Raw genomic sequence first — 12,518 nt, forward strand, 5'->3', positions numbered from 1 at the left:
CGCTCACGGCGACCTGCCGCGGGCGAGTCTCGCCGCGCGTCGCCGGCGTGCGGATCGGGTGACCCATCGAACGGGGAGGGATCGTGGCTCGGGACGACATTCTCGACATCGTGGCCATAGGAGGGGGCACGGCGGGTCTGGTGACGGCTGCCGGGAGCGCGGGGTTGGGGGCGCGTGTCGCCCTGATCGAACGCGACCGCCTCGGCGGCGACTGCCTGTGGACGGGCTGCGTGCCTTCCAAGGCCCTCATCAGCTCGGCGCGTGTCGCGCATCACTTCCGTGACGCCGCCGCGCACGGCCTGCGGGCCGTCCAGCCGGAGATCGAAGGCGCGGACGTGCTCGCCAGCGTCCGTGACGTTCGGGCCCGGATCGAGCCGCACGACGACCCGGAGCGCTTTCGCGCCATGGGCGTCGATGTCGTGGAAGGTTCGGCGCGCTTCATATCGCCGCACGAGGTCGAGGTGAACGGTCGCCGTCTGCGCGCGCGCCGTTTCGTGATCGCGACGGGTTCGCGGGCCGCGGTGCCCCCGATTCCCGGCCTCGAAGAGGCAGGCTATTTCACGCACGCGGAGGCCTTCGACCGGGACACGATCCCCGGTTCGCTGGCCGTCGTGGGCGGCGGGCCGATCGGGGTCGAACTCGCGCAGGCGTTCCGGCGCCTGGGAGTCGATGTCACGGTCGTCGAATTGCTCGACCGGCTCATGGTGCGCGAGGAGCCGGAGCTCGCGGAGTTGCTGACGAACAGGCTTCTCGACGAGGGGATCCGGATCCGGACCGGGCGCATCGTGACGCGCGTCGACCGGGTGGGAGAGCGCAGGCGCGTCACGATCGCCCCGGCCGGGGGCGCGGCGGACAACGGCGCGGCGGCCGCACCCGAGACGTTGGAAGTGGATGAGGTCCTGGTCGCTGCCGGGCGGACGCCGAACACGGAGGGGCTGGGACTGGACGAGGCGGGCGTGGCGACCTCGAAGGGTTGGGTGACGGTCGACCCGAAGCTGCGGACTTCACGGAGACACATCTTCGCCGCCGGCGACGTGACCGGCGGCTTCCTGTTCACGCATGTCGCCGACCACGAGGCGCGCACGGTCGTCCAGAACGCGCTCTTCCCGGTACGGGCGAACATCGACTACGGCGTGATCCCGTGGTGCACCTACACCGAGCCCGAACTCGCGCATGTCGGCCTCACCGAAGCCGAGGCGCGGGATCGCCACGGATCCGCGGTGTCGGCGCACGTCTACGACATCGGGAACCTGGACCGCGCCATCGCCGAGCGTGCCGCCGTCGGGCGGGTGAAGATCGTCGTCGGGAAGGGCGGTTCGATTCTCGGCGGGCACATCCTGGCACCGGGCGCGGGAACGATGATCGCGGAGATCGCGCTCGCGATGAAGGCGGGAGTCAAGCTGGGGACGCTCGCGTCGCTGGTCCATCCCTACCCGACGATGAGTGAGGGTGTGAAGCGTACCGCCGACGCCTACCGCAGATCGACGCTGACGGGCTGGCGGAAGTCCGCGGTGGATCTCGCGCTGAAGGTGGGGAGAACGCTGCCGCCATGAGGCTTCGCTCGTGGATCAAGCGTCTTTCGGGCATGTTGCCCGGGATCGTCGGCACTCACGGGAATAAGCTTTTGCAGGGCAGGCAGATGCGCGTTCGATGTCGAGTTGGAAGCCGCCGTGCCCGTATCGTGGCGGTCTTCATCTCGATCTTCGCTGCGCTGTCGTGCGGGGAGGACACCACCGCCCCACCTCCGCCGCCTCCACCGCCGGAGCCGGTTCGGCCCGCGTCGCTCTCGATCAGCCCGTCCGACCTGCGGTTCGAGGCGCTTGGGGACACGGCTCGTCTCGTCGCCGAGGTGCGGGACCGGAACGGTCAGGTCGTAAGCGGCGCTGCCGTGACGTGGGAGAGCGGCGATCCGGCCGGGGCAACGGTGGACGCCACGGATCTTGCGACGGCCGTCGCTAACGGCACGGTCTCCATCACTGCCACGGCGGCGACGGCTTCGGGCGCCGCCAGGGTGACGGTGGCTCAGGTCGTGGCCGCCCTCGAGGTGTCGCCGTCCACGGTCCGGCTGGCGCTCGACGACTCACTCAGTCTGGCGGTGGAGGCCTCGGATGCCAACGGCCATCCGGTCACCGATCCTGGCCTGGCCTGGCGTAGCACCGACGAATCGAATCGCGACCGTGGACGCCACGGGGCTCGTCATCGGCGTCGGCATCGGGATGGCGACGATCCGCGCGACGTCCGGGGCGGCCTCGGGCGATGCGGGCGTGGAGGTGCTGTCCGGCGCGGATGCGGATCGACTCGTCCTCACTCTGCTGTACGAGGTCACGGACGGAGCGGGCTGGATCCACGACGAGAACTGGTTGACTGACCTCCCGCTCGCGGACTGGTACGGCGTCGGCGTTGACGAGGAAGGACGCGTCTCGGAACTGGACCTCGAGGCCAACAACCTCGTCGGTCCGCTACCGGCCGAACTGAGCCGCCTCGCGCACCTTAGAGAGTTGAACCTGATCCGCAACGGGCTAACCCGGATTTCTCACAGGATGAAGTAGGCACCGGCCTCCAAGTAGTCGCTAAATTGTTCTTGCCCAAGAACATGACGTCTACTCAAGAGGAGGACCGGTGCCGACACAGCGTAAACCCGTCTCGTTCGCCTTTCAAGGCTGCCGGGGCCGCAGAGTGTCAAACCGCAATAGAAATGTCCGGGGTTAGGGCGCAATAGAAATGTCCTCCCCGGGGGTTCCGGTTTTGGCCCCGGCTCCGGTCGCTTCGGGGATGCGGGGCGGTTCGTTCTTGTTGGATATCCCTTCTCTCTCGCGGCGGAGGTTCCGGCGCGCGATGGCCTGTTGGGCACTGGCTTGGAAGTGCTTGCGCCAGGGGTGGTCCGGAGCTGGCTTGGGAGGTGCGGGCCGCGGCTTTGCCGGCTTGGCGGGCGCGTCGTTGGGGGACGCGGCGGGGGCTTGGCATACGGGTTCGACCTCCAGGTAGCGCTCGCCGAAGCGGAAGCGGACCTCGCCGTCGAGGCGGCGCTCGACGATGACCTCGGCGGACGGGACGATGCCGCCGGCCTCCCGCTCCGGGATCTGCCAGCGCCGCTTCCGGAACCGGATCGTGAAGTCGCGGGCCACGACGCGGGTATCGGTCTCGGCGAAGAGCGCCTCGAGGTCCGCGCCGGCCGGGAGCGGACGGTGCGCGTCGCGGGTATCGGCGGGCTCGACGGTGAAGCGCTCGTTCCAGAACGGGACCCAGTAGTCCTCCAGAAAGCGGTTGGCCGCCTCCAGCGTGGCGATCCCCTCCAGCCGCATCTCCTTGACCAGCCGGTCCTGCGCGGTGCCGAAGCTCCGCTCGACCCGTCCCTTGGCCTGGGGAGAGCCGGCCAGAATCACCTCGACGCCCAGCTCGCCCAGCGCGCGCGAAATGATCGTGTCCGTGCGCTCCTCCCGCTTCGACAGCCACTGCCCGAAGTGCCCCGCGTGGTCGGTGTAGACCGCCACGGGCCGGCCGTGGCGCCCCAGATACTCGATGATCGCCCGCCGGTTCTCCGCCCCGTTGTCGCGCGCCACGAAGCGGGCCATGAGCAGACGGCTCGTCGCGTCGTCGTGGATCGAGATCAGCGTCTGGCTTCCCGGCGATCTCTCCTCCAGCCACGGGTGCGCGGAGCTGTCCCACTGCCCCAGTTCGCCCAGCGCCGCCCGCCTGGGCCGCCGGCTGCGGTGCCGCGCGCGCCGCCGGCGCCGCTCCCACCGCCCGGCCTCCAGCATCCACCGTCTGAGCGTGTCCGCGCTCACGACGACGCCGAAACGCCGCCAGAGGTGCTCGGCCAGCAGCGTCGGGCCGAAGTCCGCGTACAGCGGATCGGCCGCCACCGACAGCGCAAGCTCCCGCACCGCCGCGGGTAGCGACCGGTTCGATGGCCGCCCCCTGAGGCCGTGCACCGCCGCGGCGTCACCCTCCGCCTCGAACCGCCGAAGCAGACGCCGGAAGTGACGAGGCGTCACCCCGAGCCGCGCCGCCCCGGCCGCTCCCGCCAGCACGCCTTCGCTCACCTGTCTAAGCACCGACACGCGGTCCCTCTCCCTCAGACTCAACTCCATCAGATCCTCTCCCGGACCATGTTCGAAGCCCCCAAACCGAACATGGACCGTAAGAGGACATTTCTACTGCGCTAAGGGAGGACATTTCTACTGCGCTACGACACTGCCGGGGCCGCAGAGTCGTGGCTTCATTCAACGGCGGCGCGATCACCTCCAACGCCGGGGCGCTCCTGCTCGGCCGGATCGGACGATCCACCTGCCTGTTCGAGCGCGTCGCCGCCTGCTTCACAGACCACCGGGATCCGCGCTTCACCGAACATGCCCTTCCCACGCTGGTGGCCCAGCGCATCGTCGGCCTCGCCCTGGGCCATGAGGATCTGAACGACCACGACCAGCTGCGCCACGACCCCGTCGTGGGCACATCATCCGGTTGAGGCGCTCCACGACCTCCTCCGTGGACCGGCCCACGCAGCGCCGGCCCGTTTGCTCGCTGATCCCGCGGCAGATGCTCTGAACGCTCGCCTTGCTCGGCCGAGTGCCGATGTACCGGCTTCCGTCCTTCGGGCGATAGTTCCAGCCGATGCGATATCCGAGGAACTCGAGAGGCTCCTCGGGGCATCGGAGGCATCGGGTCTTCCGCGCGTTGACCGGTAGCTTCAGTCGTTCCATGAGCCGGTTGACCGCCGCCGGCATCTCCGCCGCCGGGGCCTTCCCGAGCACACGGAAGTCGTCCGCGTAGTTCACGATCTCCGCACCGAAGCGCCGGGCATGGCCCAGCGCCTTCCAGCCAAGGATGAACCGCCGCATGTAGATGTTGCTCAACAGCGGCGAGATCGGAGCGCCTTGCGGCGTCCCCTTTCGTTCCTTCCGCGCCCGGTTCGTGCGGCGGCTGCCGCCCTTACCGTCCTCCTCCACCACCGGCATCTCCAGCCACGCCTTGACGAGTCCAAGCATCCGTCCGTCGCTAACGCGCCGCGCGATGCTCTTCATCAACTCGGCGTGCGGTATCTCGCCAAAGTAGTTCGAGAGGTCCGCATCGACCACTTCGTTGCGGCCCCCGCGCAGCAGGCGGTGGATCCGCCTGACCGCGTCCTTGGCGCTTCGTCCCGGCCGGTATCCGTACTGCTCCGGCTCCAGGTCCGCCTCGAAGATCGGCGACAGCACCAGCATCCCCGACGTCTGCGCAACCCGGTCCCTCAGGCATGGGATGCCCAGGGGACGGAACTTCCCCGGCTGCTTCTTCGGAATGAGCACCCGTCGCACCGGACTCGGCTCGTAGGTGCCCTCCCTCAGGTCCCGCGACAGTTCCCCGACCCAGCGCTCCACTCCGTGCGCCCCGACATCCGCGACCGTCTCGCCATCCACTCCGGCCGCTCCGCCGTTGCGCCGGACCATCCCCCATGCCGCCAGCAGGAAGTCCTCCCGCCATACCTCGTCGACAAGGGCGTGAAAGCGCCGTCCGGGTTCTTCCTTCGCTTTCGCATGTAGCACGGTCTGGAGTTTCCGAACGCTTGCCGACCCTGTTAGACTCGCGCCAGTGGTCATGTCCCTGCCCCCTTTCCGTACCGCTCCCGACTCAGGGCCCCTTCCCTCGGCGGGCATTACCCCGCGTCCCCGGTACTACGGGCCCATCCGCCACCCCGCCGGCCCGGCCTGTCCCTCGCGGGGTTCCGGTTGCCGCGTGCACGGCACCGGCGGGGCTTCCCGCGTTGCCGCGCCTTCCATCTTCCATGCACGCCGACGCCACTACCCCGGCGGAAACCAGCCGGTGCTCTCGTCGCTCTCTTCCCGCTGGCCAGCGGCCTTCCCCTTAACTCAGGAGGGTCGGCTTCCGCGACGCCCGTCTCGAGGCCTGCTCGGCGTTCACTCGCGTTCCGGCCCGCATGGTCGCTGAGCCGCCCAAGGCGGCCCTTCTCTCCAGAGTGCTTCAATCCATGTCGTTACCTCCATGGACCGCCCTGGCCGCTACCAGCCGGAGCGACAGATGCTGGGTGGGATTCGCACCCACCAGGAAAGCGCGCCTTCCCACGGCGCACTGAGATATCCGGGCTATGGACCTCCGCTCCTCCAAGGCGATCGGCATGAATCGGAATCACCGATCGGCTTGTCGGAACCGGTGGTCGGCTTCGTCGGAATGCGCAGCGCAACATCATAGATCGGACCGCGATATATTACCTGTGTCGCGATATAGCAGAGAGGGAGGTGAACTTCGGCGAGGGGGTAAAATATCTTTCTCCAGCACAGAAGGACCGTCTAGCCCGCGAGCCAGGCGACAGAGGGCTCGGCACGCTTGCACCGGGACGGTGCTCGCCTCGATGATCGCCGTGCTGTCCTGCGGAGAAGACACGACCGCCCCACTTCCACCACCGCCTCCTCCAGAGCCCAGCCGTCCCGCGTCGCTGGCGATCATGCCGTCCACGCTGCAGTTCGAGGCGCTCGGTGACACCGCTCGACTCGTCGCCGAAGTGCTGGACCGGCGCGGGCAGGTCGTAACCGGGGCGTCGGTGAGCTGGGAGAGCGGCGATCCGTCCGTGGCGACCGTGGACGCGACGGGCCTCGTCACCGCGGCCGGCAACGGCACGGTCTCCATCACCGCCAGCGCGGAAGCCGCCTCCGACACCGCCGCGGTGACCGTGAATCAGGTCGTCGGCACCCTCGACGTGTCGCCCGACTCCCTGCGGCTCGAGGCGCTCGGTGACACCGCTCGACTCGTCGCCGAAGTGCTGGACCAACGCGGGCGAGTCATAACCGGGGCGTCGGTGACGTGGGAGAGCGGCGATCCGTCCGTGGCGACCGTGGACGCGGCGGGCCTCGTCACCGCGACCGGCAACGGGACGGTCTCCATCACCGCCGGCGCGGAAGCCGCCTCCGACACCGCCGCGGTGACCGTGAATCAGGTCGTCGGCACCCTCGACGTGTCGCCCGACTCCCTGCGGCTCGAGGCGCTCGGTGACACCGCTCGACTCGTCGCCGAAGTGCTGGACCGGCGCGGGCAGGTCGTAACCGGGGCGTCGGTGACGTGGGAGAGCGGCGATCCGTCCGTGGCAACCGTGGACGCGGCGGGCCTCGTCACCGCGGCCGGCAACGGCACGGTCTCCATCACCGCCGGCGCGGAAGCCGCCTCCGACACCGCCGCGGTGACCGTGAATCAGGTCGTCGGCACCCTCGACGTGTCGCCCGACTCCCTGCGGCTCGAGGCGCTCGGTGACACCGCTCGGCTCGTCGCCGCAGTGCTGGACCGGCGCGGGCGAGTCATAACCGGCGCCTCGGTGGCCTGGGAGAGCGGCGATCCGTCCGTGGCGACCGTGGACGCGGCGGGCCTCGTCACCGCGGCCGGCAACGGCACGGTCTCCATCACCGCCGGCGCGGGAGCCGCCTCCGACACCGCCGCGGTGACCGTGAATCAGGTCGTCGGCACCCTCGACGTGTCGCCCGACTCCCTGCGGCTCGAGGCGCTCGGTGACACCGCTCGGCTCGTCGCCGCAGTGCTGGACCGGCGCGGGCGAGTCATAACCGGCGCCTCGGTGGCCTGGGAGAGCGGCGATCCGTCCGTGGCGACCGTGGACGCGGCGGGCCTCGTCACCGCGGCCGGCAACGGCACGGTCTCCATCACCGCCAGCGCGGGAGCCGCGTCGGACACCGCCGCGGTGACCGTGAATCAGGTCGTCGGCACCCTCGACGTGTCGCCCGACTCCCTGCGGCTCGAGGCGCTCGGTGACACCGCTCGGCTCGTCGCCGAAGTGCTGGACCGGCGCGGGCAGGTCGTAACCGGGGCGTCGGTGACGTGGGAGAGCGGCGATCCGTCCGTGGCAACCGTGGACGCGGCGGGGCTCGTACGCGCCATCGGCGTTGGCACCGCGATGATCACCGCGACAGCGGGTGTGACCTCGGCGGAAGTTACCGTCGAGGTATTCGACGAGGAGCGCATGATCCTGACCGCCTTGTACGAGGCCACCAACGGACCGGGCTGGATCCATGACGAGAACTGGCTGACCGACCGGCCGCTCGCGGAGTGGCACGGCGTGGGTGTCAACGAGGAAGGGCGAGTCTCGGAACTGGATCTCGAGGCCAACAACGTCGTGGGTCCGATACCGCCGGAGCTGAGCCGGCTCCGGCACCTCGGAGACTTGAACCTGATCCGCAACGCCCTGCGTGGCGCGATCCCGCCCGAACTCGCCACGCTGGAACACCTCGAGGTTCTGGGCCTCGGGATAAACCGGTTGACCGGCCCCCTCCCCCCGGAACTCGGGAAGCTCTCCAATCTCAGGGAACTCCACGTCTACAGGACCTCGCTAAGCGGCCGCATCCCGGGCGAGTTCGCGAATCTCGCGCGCCTGGAGAGGTTCGTCGTCTACTGGACCGACATCACGGGCCCTGTCCCTCAGGCGTTTCTGCGCCTCGAACGCTTGAAGGAAGTGGCCACGTTGCGGACATCCATCTGTGTCCCCGGTACGACAGCCTTCGCGCGCTGGGTGGAGGACATCCGAATCGCCGAATTCGAGGAGTACTGCAACCGGAAGGACGTAGCGGTGCTGACCGGGCTGTATCGGACCACCGGCGGCGAGAACTGGCATCGTTCCGGCGGCTGGGGCGAGGGCGTCGTGCTCGAGACCTGGCAAGGCGTGCGTGCCGACTCCCTGGGCCGCGCCGTGGCCCTCGACCTGGCCGGGAACGGACTCGCGGGACCCCTCCCCGGCTCCATCGGGCGGTTGACCCGGCTCACGGAACTCCGGATCGGCGGCAACGCCCTGACGGGGCCGCTTCCCGTTGCGCTCGAGAAACTGCCGCTGCGCGAGTTCCATTACGCCGACACCGACCTGTGCGTCCCGGACGATGAACGGTTCCGTGACTGGTTGACGGCCCTTGCGTCGCACGATGGCTCCGGCCTGCAGTGCTCCCTTACGGATCGGGAGATTCTGGAGACGCTCTACCACGCCACCGATGGCCCGAACTGGAAGCAAAGCCACAACTGGCTGACGGACGAACCGCTGGGAACTTGGTACGGGGTGGAGGCAAATGCCGCGGGCGGGGTGCGGGGCCTGGGCCTGGCCGACAACGACCTCGCCGGGGAAATCCCGGCGGAACTCGGCAGGCTCTCGTCGCTGACCTACCTGATTCTCGGCCGTAACCAACTGGTCGGTTCGATACCGGTGGAACTCGGCAACCTCGCCAGTCTGAGTTTTCTGTGGCTCGACCACAACCAGTTGGCGGGCAACATCCCGCCGGAACTCGGCAACCTCGCCGCGCTGGGTCAGCTGCTGCTTGGGAGCAATCTGCTCGAGGGCCCGATACCCTCCGAAGTCGGAGACTTGGGAAGCCTCGGAACCCTCGAACTCTCCTCGAACCGGTTGACGGGTTCGATTCCGTCGACCCTCGGCGGCCTCTCATCCCTGACCTCGCTCCGCATCGCGAACAACGACCTCACGGGTCCCATCCCCGCCGAACTCGGCCGCCTCGCAAATCTCGGGCGGATGTCCCTCGGGGGTAACGACCTGTCCGGCCCCATCCCCACCGAACTCGGTAACCTCGGCAATCTCTCCGTTCTGTGGCTCTTCGAGAACGCCCTGAACGGCCCGATTCCCTCGGAGCTGGGGGGTCTGGCGAACCTGACGCAGCTTTGGCTGAACGATAACGAACTCACCGGTTCGATCCCGTCGGAACTGGGGGATCTCGCGAACCTTCGACATCTCGGGGCCGGGAATAACGAACTGACGGGGCCGATCCCGCCGGGACTGGGCGACCTCCCCGAACTCGAGACGCTTTATCTGGGGTCGAATGCGTTGACGGGGCCGATCCCGCCGGAATTGGGCTCACTAGCCTCCCTCACCTGGCTGGACCTGTCTGCGAATCGCCTCTCGGGTGCGTTACCCGCGGAACTGGGAAACCTGGAGAGGCTCGGCGGGCTCGTCCTGAACGACAATCCGGGGCTCGCCGGCCCGGTCCCCGTGTCCCTGGGAAATCTTCGGTCGGTCTACGGGTTCCTGGCCGGTGGTACGGATCTTTGCGCCCCGGCGGACCCCACCTTCATCGCCTGGCTGGAGGGCCGCCCCCAGCGCCGGTTGGCACGCTGTGTAGAGGCTGGAGCGGCGGCATCGACGGCGTATCTGATCCAGGCGATCCAGTCGCGGACACACCCCGTCCCGTTGGTCGCCGACGATCCTGCCCTCCTTCGGGTCTTCTTGACCGCCCCCGACGCCGAGGGCGAGACGATTCCGCCGGTGCTTGCGCGATTCTACCACGACGGGCAGGAAGTGCATCGGGCGGACATCCCGGCCGGGACCGCGGAGATACCATCCGCCGTTGATGAGAGTTCGCTCGACCTGTCCTCGAACCAGGAAGTGCCGGGCTGGGTGATCCAGCCGGGACTGGAGATGGTCGTCGAGATCGATCCGGAGGGGACGCTGGACCCCGGGCTGGGCGTACCGAAACGAATCCCCGCCGAGGGGCGTTCCCGGATCGACGTACTCATGATGCCGTTGCTCGATCTGACGGTGGTTCCGATGTTGTGGAGCGTGGTGCCGGACTCGTCGATCCTGGACATCACCGAGGGTCTCTCGCCGGACCACGAGCTTCTTGCGCTGGTGGGGTCGCTGCTTCCGGTCGGGGAGTTCACCGTCACCCTGCACGATCCCGTCGTGACGGAGAGCCGGAGCACCCTCGATCTGCTGGCAGAGACGGAGGTGATCCGCCGACTGGAGGGAGGGACCGGATATTACAAGGGCACGATGGCGGAGCCATCCGTTTCGGTGGGCCTGGCATACTCTCACATCCCCGTCAGCTTCTCGGCGCCGGACCCGAACACCTACGTGCATGAACTGGGCCACAACATGAGCCTCCCTCACGCGCCCTGCGGGGGTGCCGGCGGAGCCGATCCGGCATTTCCGCACGCGGAGGGAGCGAGCGGGGCCTGGGGGTACGACTTCGAGCGGCGAGAACTCGTCGACCCGAGTGTCGCGGATCTGATGGGCTACTGCGAGCCGATCTGGATCAGCGACTACTTCTTCACGCAGGCGACGCAGTTCAGACGCTACTACGAACGCGCCTCGGCAGGGGCGGCGGCGGTCGGTACGCGGACGCTTCTGCTATGGGGAGGGATCGAGCCGGACGGAACGCCGTTCCTGGAACCGGCGTTCGTCGTCGATGCGCCCGTCTCCGGGCCGCTCTCGGGCGGCGCCTACGAACTCGAGGGCACGGCGGGGGACGGTCGGGTGCTGTTCTCCACGAGCTTCGAGATGCCGGAGGTGGCCCACGGCGAGGGCGGGTCGAGATTCGTATTTGCCCTCCCAGTCGAGCCCGAGTGGGGCGACGGCCTCGCGAAGGTGACGCTCTCGGGGCCCGGCGGCACGGCTACGCTGGACCCGGAGACGGATGCCTCCATGGCCATCGTGCGTGACCGGTCCAGCGGCCGGGTGCGGGGCATCCTGCGCGACGCACTCACGGGCAGCCTCGCGTCCGCGTCCGCCGCCGCACTGCTCTCCGATCCAGACATCGAGGTGCTGGTGAGTCGCGGCCTTCCCGGGCGGGAGGCCTGGAGACGCTGACCCTCGCCGGCGCGATGCCGGCGTGACGCGGGCCTGACGGCGCCGGGCCGATCCGGCTCTTCACTGGACGCGGTGGCGGCCCGTGTAGATGTTGAAACCCGTCGGCTTCGCGAAGCCGATGAGCGTCATCCCGAACTCCTTCGCCACGTCGACGGCGAGGCTGGACGGCGCGCCGACCGCCACGATGATCGGTATGCCGGCGGCGAGCGCCTTCTGCATGATCTCGAACGACGCGCGGCCGCTCACGGCCAGAACGATATCGCCCAGAGGCAAGCCATCATTGAGGAAACGCTCGCCGATCACCTTGTCGAGTGCGTTGTGGCGCCCGACATCCTCGCGGAGCAGTTGAAGCTCGCCGCTGACGTCGAAGAGACCTGCGGCGTGAAGTCCGCCCGTACGCTCGAACACGGCCTGGCGGCTGCGAAGCGCTTCCGGGAGAGAGCGTACGATCTCGCCGGTCACGGCTGGACCCTCCGCCGGTATCGGTGCGCAACCGCGAATCTCGATCGCCTCGAGCGAGGCCTTGCCGCAGACACCGCAGCTCGACGTCGTGTAGAAGTTGCGGGTCAGCTCCGCCGGGTCGAAGCGGCCCGTTTCGCTCAGCTGGACCGTGACGATGTTGTATTCCTGCGTCTCGACCTCCACGCAGTAGCGGAGGTCGGCCACATCGGATCGATGGGCCAGCAGACCCTCCGAGAAGAGGAACCCGGCGGCGAGATCGAAGTCATCCCCGGGCGTGCGCATCGTGACCGCGACCTGATGTTCCTCGCCCGCGGCGGTGGCGATTCGGATTTCGAGCGGCTCCTCGACCGCCACGGCATCACGCCGTCTGCGGCTCGATGTGTCGGAGACGCGATCGATGTCCACGCGGGCGGTGTTCCGGCGAGGCGAGATCATGGCTCGAAGGTACGGTTCGGACGGCGGTCGCGCCGGGGTCGGTTTCGTT

At 68.7% G+C, this 12,518-nt stretch carries 6 protein-coding genes and 2 pseudogenes; 5 read left to right on the plus strand and 3 right to left on the minus strand.

Annotation, left to right across the window (positions count from 1 at the left end; all coding sequences use genetic code 11):
* Window positions 1–83: 83 nt before the first annotated feature.
* From ACOQPP_RS13700 to ACOQPP_RS13710, 3 genes and pseudogenes are all read left to right on the plus strand, one after another.
* A complete protein-coding gene (locus ACOQPP_RS13700; protein WP_420636739.1) occupies window positions 84–1,553 on the plus strand; it encodes a dihydrolipoyl dehydrogenase family protein in 1,470 nt (489 codons plus the stop codon).
* A gap of 86 nt (window positions 1,554–1,639) precedes the next feature.
* Window positions 1,640–2,008: pseudogene (locus ACOQPP_RS13705) on the plus strand (Ig-like domain-containing protein); the annotation flags it as partial.
* A 100-nt stretch (window positions 2,009–2,108) separates the two neighbouring features.
* Entirely contained in the window at window positions 2,109–2,549 is a 441-nt protein-coding gene (locus tag ACOQPP_RS13710) for an Ig-like domain-containing protein (protein ID WP_419165949.1), read from the plus strand.
* Window positions 2,550–2,705: 156 nt separating this feature from the next.
* Here ACOQPP_RS13710 and ACOQPP_RS13715 read toward each other — a convergent pair whose 3' ends face one another.
* Window positions 2,706–4,061, minus strand: a complete 1,356-nt coding sequence (locus ACOQPP_RS13715) for an ISNCY family transposase (RefSeq protein ID WP_420636740.1) — start codon at window positions 4,059–4,061, stop codon at window positions 2,706–2,708.
* Between the two features lie 152 nt (window positions 4,062–4,213).
* Here ACOQPP_RS13715 and ACOQPP_RS13720 point away from each other — a divergent pair, with 152 nt between their 5' ends.
* Entirely contained in the window at window positions 4,214–4,465 is a 252-nt protein-coding gene (locus ACOQPP_RS13720; protein ID WP_420636741.1) for a transposase, read from the plus strand.
* A gap of 157 nt (window positions 4,466–4,622) precedes the next feature.
* On the opposite strand, the pseudogene ACOQPP_RS13725 reads toward ACOQPP_RS13720, so the two are convergent.
* Window positions 4,623–5,633: pseudogene (locus ACOQPP_RS13725) on the minus strand (reverse transcriptase domain-containing protein); the annotation flags it as partial.
* 806 nt (window positions 5,634–6,439) lie between these two features.
* Here ACOQPP_RS13725 and ACOQPP_RS13730 point away from each other — a divergent pair.
* Window positions 6,440–11,572, plus strand: coding sequence for an Ig-like domain-containing protein (locus tag ACOQPP_RS13730; RefSeq protein WP_420636742.1), 5,133 nt, complete (start codon window positions 6,440–6,442; stop codon window positions 11,570–11,572).
* A gap of 60 nt (window positions 11,573–11,632) precedes the next feature.
* Here ACOQPP_RS13730 and fdhD read toward each other — a convergent pair whose 3' ends face one another.
* A complete protein-coding gene (fdhD, locus tag ACOQPP_RS13735; RefSeq protein WP_419165946.1) occupies window positions 11,633–12,469 on the minus strand; it encodes a formate dehydrogenase accessory sulfurtransferase FdhD in 837 nt (278 codons plus the stop codon).
* Between the last annotated feature and the right edge of the window lie 49 nt (window positions 12,470–12,518).

The sequence above is a fragment of the Candidatus Palauibacter sp. genome (assembly GCF_965222475.1).
Classification (GTDB): domain Bacteria; phylum Gemmatimonadota; class Gemmatimonadetes; order Palauibacterales; family Palauibacteraceae; genus Palauibacter.